Origin of the sequence: Pseudomonas sp. FP2196, assembly GCF_030687715.1 — a bacterium.
In the GTDB taxonomy this organism is placed as follows: Bacteria; Pseudomonadota; Gammaproteobacteria; order Pseudomonadales; family Pseudomonadaceae; genus Aquipseudomonas.
Genome location: NZ_CP117445.1, coordinates 4,258,880 through 4,274,791, shown reverse-complemented (window position 1 = coordinate 4,274,791; position 15,912 = coordinate 4,258,880). Strand labels below are relative to the sequence as shown.

Genomic DNA, 15,912 nt, shown 5'->3' with positions numbered 1-15,912 from the left:
CAGTTAAACGGTGACGTGCAGACGTACATCGACATTGCCACGGGTGGCGTTGGAGTACGGGCAGACCTGGTGGGCAGCGTCGACCAGGCTTTGCGCGTCGGCTTGTTCAAGACCTGGCAGGCTGATGTGCAGGTCGATGTCCAGACCGAAACCACCAGGGATCTGGCCGATACCAACGTGAGCGGTGATCGACGCGTCGTCCGGGATTTTGCGCTTGGTCTGGCTGGCTACGAATTTCAGCGCGCCGATGAAGCAGGCCGAATAGCCGGCAGCAAACAGTTGCTCAGGGTTGGTCGCTGCGCCGCCAGCACCACCGAGTTCCTTCGGGGTGGCGAGTTTGACGTCGAGGACGTTGTCACTGGAGATCGCACGACCGTCACGGCCGCCGGTGGAGGTTGCGATTGCGGTGTAGAGAGTTTGCATGGTGTGGGCCTCGTTGGGTGTGTTTTTTGCGCTAACTGTTTGCGCGCTAAGTAAGTACGAGGCAAATGTAGCTCGCTAATATTTTGTGCGCAAGATAAATTTTGAAAAAAGTCAGTCTTGGCAATCCACAATGCGTATCGAGAGCTTCAGAGCCCGCGGACCAGAGCAGATGGAGGCGATGAGCGATGATGAAAAAAATCGTGAAGGCGACGGGTTCGACTGTCGGAGCTGTCGAGTGAAACGAGGCTGCGATCTCTTGACCTAAAGGCAAGATCAAAAGATCGCAGCGTGCCGCAGTTCCTACATGGATGCCGTGGTCAGTTCAGGCTGTCTTGCAGATGACTGCGCAGCACCTGCAACTCAGCCTGTAGATTCTGCAAGCGCTCAAGGGTAAAGCCGCTGGCACCGAGAATGCATTGCGGAACGGTTTTGGCTTTTTCCTTGAGTGCTCGGCCTTTCGCAGTCAATTCAACAATCACCACGCGCTCATCCTCACGACTGCGGGTGCGGCTAAGCAAGCCTTCACCTTCCAGACGTTTGAGCAACGGCGTCAGCGAACCAGGATCAGTCAGCAGCCGTGTGCTGATTTCTCCCACCGTCAAACCATCCTTCTCCCACAACACCATCATTGCCAGATACTGCGGATAGGTCAGGCCCAGCGCTTGCAACAGCGGCTTGTAGACCTTGGTCAGCATCAGCGAAGTGGAATGCAATGCGAAGCAGGCCTGATTATCCAGCAACAGGTCTTCGCAGTGGTCTGGGGTGTTGCGTTCGGTGCTCATGTGTAAACCTTGATCAATGATGCTCATGAATCTAGCGCTCGAATCTTTAATGCGCCAGATAATTCTCTGAAACCTAGTGCCGACCCAAGTCCCGTTGCAACGCCAGGTCCCAGGGCGGAACCGGGCTGAAGCGGGTCTTGAGATACTCCAGCAATAAATGGCTGCGCGAGTTGGTCTTCTGCTCCATCCGCAACGCGTAGATACCGGTTGATTCGGGTCGCGGCAGGCCATTTTCGCAAAACAGCGGTAACAATTCGCCGCGCAGCAGGTATTCGCTGGCCAGCCAGGTTGGCAAGTGGGCGATACCCAGCCCGGCCAAAGCGCCGCATACCAGCGCTTCGGCGTTGTTGGCGCTCATGCGGATGCGCGCGGGGCGATGCAACTGCATCTGGCCGTCCTGCTCGAAGCGCCAGGCGAAGGGCGGGGCGAGGCCGTCCCAATCCAGACCGTCATGTTCGCTCAACTGTGCAGGATGATTCGGTACACCGCGACGCTTGAGATAGTCGGGACTGGCGCAAGCGATGCGCACCATGCTTGCCAACGGGGTGGCGACCAGCCGGGTGTCGGCCATTTGTCCGGCACGCAGCACCAGATCGACTTTGCCCAGATTCGAGCCGTGCATGTCGACGAAACTGTCGATCAGATGCAACTGCACATCGAGCCCCGGATACAACACCAGAAAGTCGGCAATCACCGGTGCCAAGTGTCGGCGCCCGAATGCAGCTGGCGCATCGATACGAATCAAGCCTTCCGGCGCACTGCTCAAGGACACCGCTTCGGCGCGGGCCAGTTGCAGCTCGGCAACGATCCGCCGCGCCCGTTCGGCAAAGGCCAGACCGGCCGGCGTGGCGCGTACGGCATGCGTGCTGCGGATGAACAACTGGCTGCCCACCGCGTTTTCCAGGCTATCGATGCGCCGGGCAACCGCCGAGGGCGTCAGCGGATGACGGCGTGAGGCGGCGGAAAAACTGCCACTCTCCAGCACATCGAGAAACAGTCCGAGTTGATCGGTCAATTGGTTCGGATTCATGTCGGTTCAATGCTTGTGCGGGTTTGGCATAGCCATTGTGCGTTGTTGTGCGTTTCCCCGCCAGCCGCGACTGCGTAGGATGTTTCGCCTGACGTAAGAGGAATTCGACTGTGATGGAGTTTTTGTTGTACCTGCTGTTCGGCGCCGCCCTCGGCACGCTCGGTGGAATCTTCGGCATCGGCGGTGGCTTGATCGCGATTCCATTGCTCGGCGTCTGGTTCGGCCTTGATCAGCAGATCGCTCAAGGCACGGCGCTGGTGATGGTGGTGCCGAACGTGATGCTGGCGCTCTGGCGTTATCACCAGCGCAATCGCATCGAACTGCGTCATGCGTTGCCGCTGGCGGTGATGGGATTCTGCTTCGCGTGGATCGGTTCGATCTGGGCCGTGGGCATCGACGCGCAAACCATGCGTATCGGTTTTGTCGCGTTCCTGGTCGCATTGTCCGTTTATAACTTGCTGAAGATGTTCGGCAAGCGCCCGGCGCCAACGTCCGAGATGCGTTATTCCTGGCCGTGGCTGGGTGTGCTCGGCGCGGCGTCCGGGACCATGGGCGGGTTGTTTGGCGTCGGCGGGGCAGTCGTGGCGACGCCCGTACTCACCAGTCTGTTCGGCACTACTCAGGTGGTCGCCCAAGGCTTGTCGCTGGCGCTGGCACTGCCGAGCACAGGCGTGACGCTGGTGACCTACGCGGTGCACCACGAAGTGGACTGGATGATTGGTCTGCCGCTGGCCATTGGTGGACTGGCCAGCATCAGTTGGGGCGTGAAAGTTGCCCACGCGATGCCCGAAAAACTCCTGCGTGGGCTGTTCTGCGGATTTCTGGTGCTGTGTGCGGTGATGCTTGCCTTTAAAGTTTGAAGCCTTCGACGATGTGCTCGGCGAGGCATTCGGTGATCGGTGACGGATTGTTCAAGTTGCGGATCAGCATGATGCTGGCCTCGGGTAACAGCGGCAGATCCTCGTTGGCGCCCAGAATGCGCATGTCCGGGGTGATCAGGCTTTCCAGTTGCGCGGTGATCGCCAGACCCGCGCTCACCACCGCCATCAGCGCCGACAGGCTGGTGCTGTTGTAAGCGATGCGGTAATCGCGGCCCATCGCGTCCAGCGCATTGCAGGCCCACAAGCGGCAGAAACAATCACTGTTGAACATCGCTAGCGGCAGCGGCGTCTGCTCGTGGGCGCTGAAGTTTTGCGCTTCAGCCCAGACAAAACGTTCTTTGCGCAGTAACTGGCCGATCTCGTTACCCGGCTCGCGGGTGACAATCGACAGATCCAGATCGGTGCGCTGCAACAACTGTTTGGTCGATTCGCAATGCACTTCGATCTGGATCAGCGGATAGAACTGCGCAAATCGCGACAGGATCCCTGGCAGAAAACGCATCACGTAATCATCCGGCGTGCCGATGCGCACGGTGCCGACCATGTGCGGTTCGCGCAGGGTGTTGAATACTTCGCTGTGCAGCTTGAGGATGCGCCGCGCGTAACCGAGCAACACCTGGCCTTCGGCGGTCAGGCGAACCTGCCGGCCGTCGCGCTCGAACAGTTGGCGCTGCAGCACGTCTTCTTCCAGACGTTTCATCTGCATGCTCACCGCCGATTGCGTGCGGTTGACCATCTCTCCAGCGCGGGTGAAACCGCCCTGATCGGCAATCGCGACAAAGGTGCGCAGTACATCGGTATCGATACTGGGGTAGGCCGACAATTGATGAATCTCCGTGATGCATGCCATCAGAAACATTCGTTGGATTGATCGTAGCGCCGGCGCGAGACTTGAGCCATCCACAACGGAGGTCAAGACGATGAAAGGTCAAAGAGAGTCTGTAGGTGAAGAAGCGTTTTCCGGCCATGGCCATATGGTTTCGGACCTGCTGCACAAGTTTAGCCGCTGGTACGAACTGCACCGTGAACGAGAGTTGCTTGCCAGTCTGAGCGACGAAGCGCTGAAAGACATCGGGGTCAGTCGTGCCGACGTCGAGCACGAGTCAGTGCGGCCGTTCTGGGACGATCCGATGCATAAATGATGAGGCCATCGCTACACAAACACTTCTGGACTGAGGTAGGTTGCGAGCAGACAAGGAGATGCTCATGCCCGCGACACTGTCCTTTTCCCTTAAACAGGCTCGACGTCTGGCGCTGGCTGCCCAAGGGTTCAACGGGCGCCAGCCGCCGACCGTCAAGGCGCCGCACGTCAACCGGCTGATCGAACGGCTGGGCCTGCTGCAAATCGATTCCGTCAACGCCGTGGTGCGCTCGCACTACCTGCCGCTGTTTTCCCGTCTGGGTTCCTATTCTTCTGACTTGCTCGACCAGGCCGCCTGGAGTTCGGGGCGTCGTCGTACGCTTTTTGAATACTGGGGACATGAGGCGTCGTTACTACCGCTGTCGATGTATCCGTTGCTGGGTTGGCGCATGCAGCGGGCCAGGCAAGGTAAGGACATCTATCAGCAACTGGCGAAGTTTGGTCTTGAGCAGCAGGATGTCATTCGCCGGGTTCTGAGTGCGGTCCAAGAGCGTGGGGCACTGGGCGCAGGCAGTTTGTCTACCCGTGAAGACAAGGCCGGACAGTGGTGGGACTGGAGTGCGGAAAAGCATGCGCTGGAATGGCTGTTCGCTGCTGGTGAAGTGACAGTGGCCGGGCGACGTGGCTTTGAGCGTTTGTATGATTTGCCGGAGCGGGTGATTCCTTCTGCGATCCTGCAGCAGCCTTTGCCTGAAGAGGCTGAGGCTCAGCGCGGGTTATTACTGCATGCGGCGCAGGCGCTGGGCGTAGGCACTGAAAAGGATCTGCGTGATTACTTTCGTCTGAATCCGGCTGATGCGCGTCCGCGTCTGGCCGAGTTGGTTGAGGCCGGACAATTGCTGCCCTGCGAAGTCGCTGACTGGCGGCAAATCGCCTATTGCCTGCCGGAGCCGAAAATCCCGCGCAAAGTGCCGGTCAGTGCGCTGTTGTCACCGTTCGATTCGTTGATCTGGGAGCGCAGCCGCACCGAGCGGTTGTTTGATTTTCGCTATCGGCTGGAGATCTACACACCGCAGCACAAGCGGGTTTACGGCTATTACGTGCTGCCGTTTTTGCACAATGAGTGGATTGCGGCGCGAGTGGATTTGCGCGCCGAGCGGGCAGCGGGGCGGTTGGCGGTGCATGCGGTGCATGAGGAAGAGCCGGGGCTGGATGAAGAGGGGATGTCGGCGCTGGCGCTGAGTTTGCAGCGGATGGCGCACTGGCTGGGGCTTGAGCGGGTGCAGCTCAATTGTCAGCGCGAAAGTGCGGGGCGGTTGCGGGTGGCATTGGCTCAGATCGGCTGTGACTGATCTGACGCCATCGCGAGCAGGCTCACTTCCACTCGTTACAACACAAAACCCATGTAGGAGCAGCCTTCGGCAGCTCCTACATGGGGGGCGGTCGACCCCTTAATACAGGGTGACGCGGTTTTAGCGCCGAACCTGTTTCAGGGTTTCAGCAATCAAAAACGCCAGCTCAAGCGACTGATCGGCATTCATCCGCGGATCACAGTGCGTGTGATAGCGATCAGACAACCCGTCTTCGGTAATCGGCCGCGCACCACCAATGCACTCGGTGACATTCTGCCCGGTCATCTCGATGTGAATCCCGCCGGCGTAACTGCCTTCCGCTTCGTGCACCTGGAAGAACTGCTTCACTTCGCCAAGGATCTGCGCAAAGTCGCGGGTCTTGTAGCCGCTGCTCGCCTTGATGGTGTTGCCGTGCATCGGGTCGGAACTCCACAGCACCTGCTTGCCTTCACGCTGCACCGCGCGGATCAACGCCGGTAAATGATCGCCGACCTTGTTTGCGCCCATCCGTGCGATGAGGTTCAGACGTCCCGGATCGTTGCTCGGGTTGAGCACGTCGATCAGACGAATCAGATCATCGGGGTTCATGCTCGGGCCGACTTTCACCCCGATCGGGTTGTTCACCCCTCGCAGGAATTCGACATGCGCGCCGTCGAGCTGACGGGTGCGGTCGCCGATCCACAGCATGTGCGCCGAGCAATCGTAGTAATCGTTGGTCAGGCTGTCGCGACGCACGAAGGCTTCTTCGTAGTTGAGCAGCAGCGCTTCGTGGGCGGTGAAGAAACTGGTTTCGCGCAGTTGCGGCGAGCTGTCCATGCCGCAGGCGCGCATGAAGGCCAGGGTTTCATCGATGCGATCGGCGAGGTGGCTGTATTTCTCGGCCAGCGCGGAGTTGGCGATGAAATCGAGGTTCCACTTGTGCACCTGATGCAGGTCGGCAAAACCGCCCTGGGCGAAGGCGCGCAGCAGGTTCAGGGTCGCGGTGGACTGGTGATAGGACTGCAGCAGACGTTCCGGATCCGGCACGCGGCTCTTTTCGTCGAAGCCGATGCCGTTGACGATGTCGCCACGGTAGGCCGGCAGGGTCACACCGTCGATGGTTTCGTCGTTGGCCGAACGCGGCTTGGCAAACTGACCGGCCATGCGCCCGACCTTGACCACCGGGCAACCGGCGGCGAAGGTCATGACGATGGCCATCTGCAGCAGTACTTTAAACGTGTCGCGAATCTTTGCCGCGGAGAACTCGGCGAAGCTTTCGGCGCAATCGCCCCCCTGCAACAGGAATGCCCGGCCCTGAGTCACCTCGGCAAACTGACGACGCAGTTCGCGCGCTTCGCCGGCAAACACCAGCGGCGGATAGCTGGCCAGGGTTTGCTCGACCTGGCGCAGATGCGCGGCGTCGGGGTATTGGGGTTGTTGCTGGATCGGCAGGGCGCGCCAGCTGTCAGGGCTCCAGGGTTGGCTCATCACGGTCTCTAAGGTTCTACGCACGGAACGCCATGGTATCAGCAAATTAGTGCGTGACCTGTTCCCGCCCCATCGCCGACAATCGCCGCTTTGCCACGGTGCCATAGCGGTGCCATCGCGTCACCGCGCCCGGTGACCATCAGGAGACGAAATGACTGAGGAGCGCGTCGAGCATCTGCTCGCCGAAGTACAGGATGAGTTCGGCGTGATTCGCGTGCTGGAAGTGGCCGATTACCGCTTTCTCGAGTTCGGCGATGCGATCGAGCAGAGCTGCGTGTTCACTGCCGACCCGAGCTGGCTGGAATACGACTACACCCGGGCGATGCTGATTGGCGCGTTGTGCCACGCGCATCCGGAGAGTGCGCTGTTCCTCGGATTGGGTGCGGGTACGCTGACTCAGGCTTGCCTAAAGTTTCTGCCGCTGGAAGATGTCGAAGCCATCGAACTGCGGCCGGACGTGCCGCGTCTGGCCATCGAATATCTTGGGCTTGATGACGATCCGCGCCTGTACATCCGCGTTGGCGATGCCCTTGAATTGCTGCCGAGCGCCGAGCCTGCGGATCTGATCTTCGTCGACCTTTACACCGACGTCGGTCCCGGTGTCGGGCATCTGGCCTGGAGTTTTCTCGGTGATTGCCAGAAACGTCTGAATCCGGGTGGCTGGCTGGTGATCAATCAGTGGGCCACCGATGATGGCAAGCCGTTGGGCGCGGCGTTGTTGCGTGGACTCTATCACCGGCATTACTGGGAGCTGCCGGTGAAGGAGGGCAATGTGATTCTGATTGTGCCGGCGGACCTCGATCAGGTGCTGGACATGCAGGCGCTGACTGCCCGGGCCGAATCGTTGGCGCCGAAGCTGGGGTATTCGTTGCAGTCGTTGATCAACAGTATTCGCCCAGCCACCTGAAGCTGTTGGCCTTGCTGGCCCTATCGCGAGCAGGCTCACTCCTACATTGAAATGCGTTCCCTTGTAGGAGTGAGCCTGCTCGCGATGGCGTCATGACAGGCGCCAAATTTTTCAGATCCCCCTGAAGACTCCAAGCCGCCGCTCCACCAATGAGCGCACCCCCTCCTTGGCATCCTCGCTGGCCAGCAACTTCTTCACCAGCGCCGGCAAGCCCTGTGCTGCCGCCGTCTCACCTTCATATCGCGCCTGGCGCGCCGACATCAACGTCGCCTGCACCCCTAACGGCGCCTGTTGCGCAATTCGTTCGGCCAGTTCAATGGCCCGGGGCAGCAGATCCTCGCTGGCCATTACTTCCTGCACCAATCCCAGGTGCAAGGCATCGTGTGCATCGAACTCGTCTCCAGTCAGCAACCAGCGCATGGCATTGCCCCAACCGGCTACCTGATGAAAGCGCAGAGTCGCGCCGCCAAAAGGAAAGATCCCACGCTGCACTTCCATCTGGGCGAAGCGGGTATTGCTCGCGCAAAGGTTGATATCAGCGGCCAGCATCAGCTCGATGCCGATGGTCAGGCAATAACCCTGTGCCGCGACAATCACCGGTTTGCTCACCCGTGGGCCGACGAAAACACCCCACGGATCGCAACCGCCGGTCGGAACTACCCAGCCTTGGGCAAGTGCCGAGCTGGCATTGACCAGATCCAGGCCGGCCGTAAAGTGTTCGCCATGGCCGAACACCACTGCCACCCGCGCCTCGCTATCCGCCTCGAACTCGCCATACGCCAGGCTCAGCTCATTGAGCAGGTCGAGGTCGAAAGCATTGCGCTTGGCGGCTCGATCGAGCCCGATCAGGTGGACATGGCCACGACGTTCACGGCTGACGCGGCCGGGGCAGGGCTGGTTCATGGATAACTCCTCGGGCGGGAAGGGCGGGGGCAGCGACGGTATGCCGCGGATCGATGAATCGTTTAAGCGTCATCACCTGCGTGGCCGGGCCTTTGAAAAATAGACCTTCGCACGATTATCCGCAAAACCCCGTTACACAGCGGTGACACACGCATTCAGGCAATAAAAAAAGCTCCCTATTTGGGCGAAATCCGGTATAGTGCGCGCCGGCCTTTAACCGGGCCGCGTTTAGGTAGCGCAATTCCCCGAAGTCAGCTTCGGCTGCACGTCCGCATTGCGGGCTCTTCCCGGACGATTCTTTTTTTTCATTCATACGTTTTCGCAAATCCCCGCCGACAAAGCTGCCAGGGCGACTCTTGAGTCTCAACACGGCATGCGCAGCTTTGGAGCATGGGTCTTTGCGGATGCACTTAGAGGCAGACCCATGACCCAGGAAACCGGCGGATTCGCCGCTTTTAATCTTAACCCGAATATTCTTGCAGCCGTCGCAGCGACCGGCTACGAAGAGCCTTCGGCGATTCAGCAGCAATCGATCCCGATCATCATGGCCGGCCAGGACATGATTGGCCAGGCGCAAACCGGTACCGGTAAAACCGCCGCGTTCGCTCTGCCTATTCTGCACCGCATCGATCCTGCCAAGCGCGAACCGCAAGCCCTGATCCTGGCGCCAACCCGAGAGTTGGCGCTGCAAGTAGCAACCGCTTTTGAAACCTACGCCAAGCAAATGCCAGGCGTTACCGTTGTGGCCGTTTACGGCGGCGCGCCGATGGGCCCGCAACTCAAGGCTATCCGTAATGGCGCACAGATCGTTGTCGCTACCCCGGGTCGTCTGTGTGACCACCTGCGTCGCGACGAGAAAGTGCTGTCGACCGTGAACCACCTGGTTCTCGACGAAGCTGACGAAATGTTGAAGCTGGGCTTCATGGATGACCTGGAAGTCATCTTCAAGGCTCTGCCAGCGACCCGTCAGACCGTTCTGTTCTCGGCTACCCTGCCGCAGTCGATCCGCGCCATTGCCGAACGCCACCTGCGCGATCCGCAACACGTCAAGATCCAGACCAAGACCCAGACCGTTACCGCGATCGAACAGGCTCACCTGTTGGTTCACGCTGACCAGAAGACTTCGGCCGTTCTCAGCTTGCTGGAAGTGGAAGACTTCGACGCTCTGATCATGTTCGTGCGCACCAAGCAAGCGACTCTGGATCTGGCCAGCGCCCTGGACGCCAAAGGCTACAAAGCCGCTGCGCTGAACGGTGACATCGCTCAGAACCAGCGTGAGCGCGTGATCGACTCGCTCAAGGATGGCCGTCTGGACATCGTTGTTGCGACCGACGTTGCTGCTCGTGGTCTGGACGTTCCGCGCATCACCCACGTTTTCAACGTGGACATGCCGTACGATCCGGAATCCTACGTTCACCGTATCGGCCGTACCGGCCGTGCCGGTCGCGAAGGTCGTGCGCTGCTGCTGGTGACTCCGCGTGAGCGCCGCATGCTGCAAGTGATCGAGCGTGTAACCGGTCAGAAAGTGGCTGAAGTACGCCTGCCGGACGCTCAAGCTGTTCTCGATGCACGCATCAAGAAACTGACCAACAGCCTGTCGCCGCTGGTCGCTGATGCCGAATCGACTCACGGTGAACTGCTCGATCGCCTGACCGCTGACATCGGCTGCACCCCGCGTGCTCTGGCCGCTGCTCTGCTGCGCAAGGCCACTAACGGTCAAGCGCTGAACCTGGCTGCAATCGAGAAGGAACGTCCACTGGTGCCGAACAACGCACCGCGTGGCGACCGTCCTGAGCGTACCGGTGATCGTCCGGATCGTGGTGATCGCGAGCGTCGTGCGCCAATGCCTTTGGGCGAAGGCCGTGCTCGTTGCCGTACCGCGCTGGGTGCGCGTGACGGTATCGCCGCCAAGAACCTGCTGGGCGCCATCCTCAACGAAGGTGGTCTGGCCCGTGAAGCGATCGGTCGCATCCAGGTGCGTGACAGCTTCAGCCTCGTTGAGCTGCCGGAAGATGGTCTGGACAAACTCCTGACCAAGCTGAAGGACACTCGCGTTGCCGGTAAGCAGCTGAAACTGCGTCGCTATCGCGAAGATTGATCCGCCCTTGGGCTGATTGATCGAACATAAAAAATCCCCGACTGGTTCGGGGATTTTTTTTGCCTGTTTTTTGGGTTAACACAAAACCCTGTGGGAGCTGGCTTGCCAGCGATAACGTTAGCCGAAGCGATAAATATCCATGCCCAGAGCACCCATCGTAAATCCCTGATGCGCCACACTGAACTCACCGCCCGCACCCCGCGCAAAATACAACGGCAACAAGTGCTCATCGCTCGGATGGCTGCGCACTGCGTTCGGCGCTTGTTGGCGGTAGTCATGCAGCGCCGCTTCATCATCGGCCGCAAGCTTTTCGATCACCCAGTCACGGAAGTCTTTTGCCCACGGCTCCACGCTTTCCGGACCGGCATGCCAGTCCAGCTCGCGCAGGTTGTGGGTGATGCTGCCCGAGCCGATCAACAAAACCCCTTGTTCACGCAAGCCTGCCAACGCACGACCCACACGGGTTTGCAGCGCTGGACCGCTGCGACTCGGTAGCGAAACCTGTACCACCGGAATGTCCGCTTGCGGGTACATCAGCGACAGCGGCACCCACACGCCGTGATCGAACGGCCGTTGCGAATCGAGGCGTGCCGGCAGGTCGTTGGCGCTCAGCAACTCGGCGACTTCGGCAGCCAATTGCGGATTGCCCGGCGCCGGGTACTGCACTTCAAACAACGCCCGAGGGAAGCCGCCGAAGTCATGCCAGGTCTCGGGTTGCGGATGGCTGCTGACCAGCAATTCGTGGCTCTCCCAGTGTGCGGAGACGATCACGATAGCTTTAGGGCGGGGCAGTTCAGCGGCCAGTCGGGCGAGCGCCGGGCCACTCGCGCCGGGCTCCAGCGCAAGCATGGGTGAACCATGGGAAATAAACAGGCTGGGAAACATGATGGGTTCCTGAACGTTAAGATGGCTCATCTTCAGCCACATCATTGATCTAAATCTAATATAAGTTTTAACGCTTTTTGATCGGATTTTTAGGGGGATTCATGCAGCCTGAGTTTTGGCACAAGAAGTGGGCTTCGAACCAGATCGGTTTTCATTTGCCTGAGGTGAACCCGCATCTACAGCGGCACTGGCCGGATATCCTGATCCCTGCGCAGGCGCGGGTGTTGGTTCCGTTGTGTGGGAAAAGTCTGGATTTACTGTGGCTGGTTGGGCGTGGCCATCAGGTGCTCGGGATTGAGTTGTCGGAAAAGGCCATTGAGGCCTTTTTCAGTGAGCATCAGGTACAGCCGCAGATTAGCGAGAAAGACGGGTTCAAGGTCTATCGCGCCGACTCCATTGAATTGTGGTGCGGTGATGTCTTCACGCTCACGGCAGAGGATGTGGCTGATTGCACGGCGCTGTACGACCGGGCGGCGCTGATAGCCTTGCCGCCGCCGATGCGTGAGCGTTATGTGGCGCATCTTCAGCAGATCCTGCCGCAGGGAGTGCAAGGGTTGCTGATTACCCTGGATTACGATCAGGTGCAGATGCCCGGGCCGCCGTTTGCGGTGGTGGATGATGAGGTGCAGCGGTTGCTGGGCGGTGCTTGGCAGGTGCGGGTGCTGGAAGAGCAGAATGTGCTGAGTGAGAGCGGGAAGTTTCTGCAGGCCGGGGTGACGCGGCTGGAGGAGCGGGTTTACCGTATTTCGCCTCTGTAGTTTGTGTTGGCTGTTCCGGCCTCATCGCTGGCTTGCCAGCGATGAGGCCAGTCAGAACAACCCATTTTTCAAGGCAATAAAAAAGGCCCGCATCACTGCGGGCCTTCTTGTTTTTACGCCAGTCTGATCAACCGCGACGACGCAATGCGTCGATACGCTCTTCCAGCGGCGGGTGGCTCATGAACATGCGGGCGAAGCCCTGCTTGATGCCACCGTTGATGCCAAAGGCGTTCAGGGTGTCCGGCATGTGCACCGGCAGACCCTGCTCGGCGCGCAGGCGTTGCAGGGCGCCGATCATTGCGCTGGTGCCAGCCAGACGTGCACCGGCTTCGTCTGCGCGGAATTCGCGTTTGCGCGAGAACCACATGACGATCGCGCTGGCCAGAATACCCAGTACCAGCTCGGCGAAGATGGTTGCCACGTAGTAGGCAATGCCCTGGCCTTCTTCGTTCTTGAAGATCACCTTGTCGACGAAGTTACCGATGATCCGCGCGAAAAACATCACGAAGGTGTTCACCACGCCCTGGATCAGCGCCAGAGTGACCATGTCACCGTTGGCGACGTGGCCGATTTCATGGGCCAGCACGGCTTTCACTTCATCGGGCGAAAACCGTTCGAGCAAGCCCTGGCTGACCGCGACCAATGCGTCGTTCTTGTTCCAGCCAGTGGCGAACGCGTTCGCTTCGTAGGCCGGGAAAATACCGACTTCGGGCATCTTGATCCCGGCTTCGCGGGACAATTGCTCAACGGTTTGCAGCAGCCATTGCTCATGCCGGGTACGTGGCTGGCTGATGATCTGGGTGCCGGTGCTCATCTTCGCCATCCACTTGGAGATGAACAGCGAGAACAGCGAGCCGGCGAAACCAAAGACCGCACAGAAAACCAGCAGCTGACTAAGGTCGAGATCAACCCCGTTGGCCGCCATGAACCCGTTGAAGCCGAACAGGCTCAGGGTGATGCTGGCTATCAGCACGACCGCCAGGTTAGTGGCCAAAAACAGCAGGATGCGCATCATGGTTGTAGAAATCTCCTCAAGCTAAAGATGTAGCGTACTGCGGGGTATATAAGGTGCGGCACCGGGCTATTCAACCGGGTGACTATTTCAAACTGTGTCCTACAGCAGTTTCCTCCGTGCGCAACCTATTTCCCACGACAGGCACGGACACGGACGACGGGCAGTTGCGACCCGTCGCCATTGCGTCAGGCGCAGGTGAGCGGTACGAAACGCAAGTGTAGAAGGCGTGTGGATATGGGTAACGCAGAAGTGTTGCTGAATCAGACAGTGCGCAACAATTGGACTGTTGCGCACTGCTGGCCAGTTACTGGCGGTATGACTTGAGGAAGTTGCCGATACGGCCGATTGCCATTTCCAGATCATCGACGCGTGGCAGTGTGACGACGCGGAAGTGATCCGGCCACGGCCAGTTGAACGCTGTACCTTGCACCACCAGCAGCTTTTCGGAGAGCAGCAGGTCGAGGACGAATTTTTCGTCGTTGTGGATCGGACAGACCTTCGGGTCGATCCGTGGGAAGGCGTACAACGCACCCATTGGCTTGACGCAGCTCACGCCGGGAATGTCGTTGAGCAGCTCCCAGGTGCGGTTGCGCTGTTCCAGCAGGCGCCCCTGTGGCAACACCAGATCATTGATGCTCTGATAGCCGCCCAGTGCGGTCTGAATGGCATGCTGGCTCGGCACGTTGGCGCACAGGCGCATGTTGGCCAGCATGTCGATGCCTTCGATGTAGCTCTGGGCATTGTGCTTTGGCCCGGAAATCGCGATCCAGCCGGAGCGGAAACCGGCCACGCGATAGGATTTGGAAAGACCGTTGAAGGTCAGGCACAGCAGGTCCGGAGCCAGCGAAGCGGTGCAGATGTGCACGGCGTCGTCGTACAGAATCTTGTCGTAGATTTCGTCGGAGAACACCACCAGATTGTGCTGACGGGCCAACTCGAGCATGCCCAGCAGCACTTCCTTCGAATACACCGCGCCGGTCGGGTTGTTCGGGTTGATGATCACCATGGCCTTGGTGTTCGGGGTGATCTTGGCCTTGATGTCGGCCAGGTCCGGGAACCAGTCGGCACCTTCGTCGCACAGGTAATGCACAGCGTTGCCGCCGGCCAGGCTGACGGCGGCGGTCCATAGCGGGTAGTCCGGCGCGGGCACCAGCACTTCGTCACCGTTGTTGAGCAGTGCCTGCAAGGACATCACGATCAGCTCGGACACGCCGTTGCCCAGATAGATGTCTTCGATACCGACACCTTCTACCTGCTTTTGCTGGTAGTACTGCATCACGGCCTTGCGCGCGCTGAACAGACCTTTGGAGTCGCTGTAGCCTTGCGCGGTCGGCAGGTTGCGGATCACATCCTGAAGGATTTCGTCCGGCGCTTCGAAACCAAACGGCGCCGGGTTGCCGATGTTCAGCTTGAGGATGCGCTGGCCTTCCTCCTCCAGACGTTTGGCGTGCTTGAGCACCGGGCCGCGAATGTCGTAGCAGACGTTGGCGAGCTTGTTCGATTTGCTGAACTGCATGGCGATGTGATCCCGAAAATGAACGATCCAGGCGGCGGATGGACAACCGTACTGGGATTCCTGCGTCTTCACACAGGCGGACGTCTGAGCCGTGGCTCCGAGAATCCGTTTGAATGCGCCCGGTCTGGCTGCCAGACTGGCGCGTGACGAGGCGCAATCATACGTGCCGCCCGATCCGTGGAAAAGGTACAGATCGGGCTTTTTCAGCCGCTGAGGTGTGATGATGGAAAAGTTGGAAAAAACTCTGGAAGAATGGAAAGCCATGCTCGATCCGCAGCAGTACGAGGTTTGCCGCCTCAGTGCGACCGAGCGACCGTTCTCCGGCAAATACAACGCCACCAAAACCGACGGTGTTTACCACTGCGTCTGCTGCAACGAGGCGCTGTTCGATTCCAAGACCAAATTCGATTCCGGCTGCGGCTGGCCGAGCTTTTACGCGCCGATCGGTGAAAGCGCCATGTCCGAGATTCGCGACATCAGCCACGGCATGATACGCACCGAAGTCAAATGCGCCCGTTGTGACGCGCACCTGGGGCACGTGTTCCCGGATGGCCCGCCACCGACCGGTTTGCGTTACTGCATCAACTCGGTGTGCCTAGATCTGGTGCCTCGCGAATAAGTTGCACAATCGAGCGGTTTGATTGACGTTCTGTAGGAGCTGCCGAAGGCTGCCATCTTTTGATCTTGTCTTTAAAAACAAAATCAAAAGATCGCAGCCTTCGGCAGCTCCTACGCGGGGTAATCCTATTAATTAAATTGCACGCAATTGAATTGCTCGCTATTTTTACGGCTTCTTCCTGATTTCAGAGCGCCG

16 protein-coding genes are annotated in these 15,912 nt (G+C 59.3%); 7 read left to right on the top strand and 9 right to left on the bottom strand.

What is annotated here, in order from left to right; genetic code table 11:
• Positions 1 to 3: 3 nt before the first annotated feature.
• The 3 genes from PSH79_RS19055 to PSH79_RS19045 form a co-directional block, all read right to left on the bottom strand.
• Entirely contained in the window at positions 4 to 423 is a 420-nt protein-coding gene (locus PSH79_RS19055) for an organic hydroperoxide resistance protein (protein WP_007940002.1), read from the bottom strand.
• Between the two features lie 317 nt (positions 424 to 740).
• Positions 741 to 1,205, bottom strand: a complete 465-nt coding sequence (locus PSH79_RS19050) for a MarR family winged helix-turn-helix transcriptional regulator (RefSeq protein ID WP_305438990.1) — start codon at positions 1,203 to 1,205, stop codon at positions 741 to 743.
• A 73-nt stretch (positions 1,206 to 1,278) separates the two neighbouring features.
• Positions 1,279 to 2,235 carry a LysR family transcriptional regulator gene (locus tag PSH79_RS19045; RefSeq protein ID WP_305438989.1) on the bottom strand — a complete coding sequence of 319 codons (957 nt, stop codon included), beginning with the start codon at positions 2,233 to 2,235 and terminating at the stop codon, positions 1,279 to 1,281.
• A gap of 113 nt (positions 2,236 to 2,348) precedes the next feature.
• Between PSH79_RS19045 and PSH79_RS19040 the strand changes: the two genes are divergently transcribed.
• Complete coding sequence (locus PSH79_RS19040; protein WP_370872523.1) at positions 2,349 to 3,095, top strand: sulfite exporter TauE/SafE family protein; 747 nt, start codon at positions 2,349 to 2,351, stop codon at positions 3,093 to 3,095.
• Here the strand turns inward: PSH79_RS19040 and PSH79_RS19035 are convergent.
• The gene (locus PSH79_RS19035; RefSeq protein ID WP_187677831.1) at positions 3,085 to 3,939 is read right to left on the bottom strand and encodes a LysR substrate-binding domain-containing protein; all 855 of its coding nucleotides are present in this window, start codon (positions 3,937 to 3,939) and stop codon (positions 3,085 to 3,087) included. The genes PSH79_RS19040 and PSH79_RS19035 overlap by 11 nt on opposite strands.
• 97 nt (positions 3,940 to 4,036) lie before the next feature.
• On the opposite strand from PSH79_RS19035, the gene PSH79_RS19030 reads away from it, so the two are divergent.
• Together PSH79_RS19030 and PSH79_RS19025 are read left to right on the top strand one after the other, a co-directional pair.
• On the top strand, positions 4,037 to 4,258 hold the full coding sequence (locus PSH79_RS19030; RefSeq protein WP_187677670.1) for a DUF1127 domain-containing protein: 222 nt from the start codon (positions 4,037 to 4,039) through the stop codon (positions 4,256 to 4,258).
• A 64-nt stretch (positions 4,259 to 4,322) separates the two neighbouring features.
• Positions 4,323 to 5,549 carry a winged helix-turn-helix domain-containing protein gene (locus PSH79_RS19025; protein WP_305438987.1) on the top strand — a complete coding sequence of 409 codons (1,227 nt, stop codon included), beginning with the start codon at positions 4,323 to 4,325 and terminating at the stop codon, positions 5,547 to 5,549.
• A 120-nt stretch (positions 5,550 to 5,669) separates the two neighbouring features.
• On the opposite strand, the gene PSH79_RS19020 is transcribed toward PSH79_RS19025, so the two are convergent.
• Positions 5,670 to 7,016, bottom strand: coding sequence for a class II 3-deoxy-7-phosphoheptulonate synthase (locus PSH79_RS19020; RefSeq protein WP_187681366.1), 1,347 nt, complete (start codon positions 7,014 to 7,016; stop codon positions 5,670 to 5,672).
• A 151-nt stretch (positions 7,017 to 7,167) separates the two neighbouring features.
• Between PSH79_RS19020 and PSH79_RS19015 the strand changes: the two genes are divergently transcribed.
• A complete protein-coding gene (locus PSH79_RS19015; RefSeq protein WP_305438986.1) occupies positions 7,168 to 7,923 on the top strand; it encodes a spermidine synthase in 756 nt (251 codons plus the stop codon).
• A gap of 111 nt (positions 7,924 to 8,034) precedes the next feature.
• Here PSH79_RS19015 and PSH79_RS19010 read toward each other — a convergent pair whose 3' ends face one another.
• Positions 8,035 to 8,826 (bottom strand): crotonase/enoyl-CoA hydratase family protein, encoded by a 792-nt coding sequence (locus PSH79_RS19010; protein WP_305438985.1) that lies wholly within the window; start codon positions 8,824 to 8,826, stop codon positions 8,035 to 8,037.
• Positions 8,827 to 9,250: 424 nt separating this feature from the next.
• Between PSH79_RS19010 and PSH79_RS19005 the strand changes: the two genes are divergently transcribed.
• Positions 9,251 to 10,924: a DEAD/DEAH box helicase gene (locus PSH79_RS19005; RefSeq protein WP_008088238.1), complete on the top strand. Its 1,674-nt coding sequence runs from the start codon at positions 9,251 to 9,253 to the stop codon at positions 10,922 to 10,924.
• A gap of 117 nt (positions 10,925 to 11,041) precedes the next feature.
• Here the strand turns inward: PSH79_RS19005 and PSH79_RS19000 are convergent, their stop codons facing one another.
• A complete protein-coding gene (locus tag PSH79_RS19000; protein WP_305438984.1) occupies positions 11,042 to 11,809 on the bottom strand; it encodes a class III extradiol ring-cleavage dioxygenase in 768 nt (255 codons plus the stop codon).
• 101 nt (positions 11,810 to 11,910) lie between these two features.
• Between PSH79_RS19000 and PSH79_RS18995 the strand changes: the two genes are divergently transcribed.
• Positions 11,911 to 12,567: a thiopurine S-methyltransferase gene (locus PSH79_RS18995; protein ID WP_305438983.1), complete on the top strand. Its 657-nt coding sequence runs from the start codon at positions 11,911 to 11,913 to the stop codon at positions 12,565 to 12,567.
• Between the two features lie 127 nt (positions 12,568 to 12,694).
• On the opposite strand, the gene htpX is transcribed toward PSH79_RS18995, so the two are convergent.
• Positions 12,695 to 13,582: a protease HtpX gene (gene htpX, locus PSH79_RS18990; RefSeq protein ID WP_007908619.1), complete on the bottom strand. Its 888-nt coding sequence runs from the start codon at positions 13,580 to 13,582 to the stop codon at positions 12,695 to 12,697.
• A gap of 304 nt (positions 13,583 to 13,886) precedes the next feature.
• The gene (locus PSH79_RS18985; RefSeq protein ID WP_305438981.1) at positions 13,887 to 15,098 is read right to left on the bottom strand and encodes a pyridoxal phosphate-dependent aminotransferase; all 1,212 of its coding nucleotides are present in this window, start codon (positions 15,096 to 15,098) and stop codon (positions 13,887 to 13,889) included.
• 223 nt (positions 15,099 to 15,321) lie between these two features.
• Here PSH79_RS18985 and msrB point away from each other — a divergent pair, with 223 nt between their 5' ends.
• Positions 15,322 to 15,717: a peptide-methionine (R)-S-oxide reductase MsrB gene (gene msrB, locus PSH79_RS18980; RefSeq protein WP_305438980.1), complete on the top strand. Its 396-nt coding sequence runs from the start codon at positions 15,322 to 15,324 to the stop codon at positions 15,715 to 15,717.
• Positions 15,718 to 15,912 lie beyond the last annotated feature (195 nt).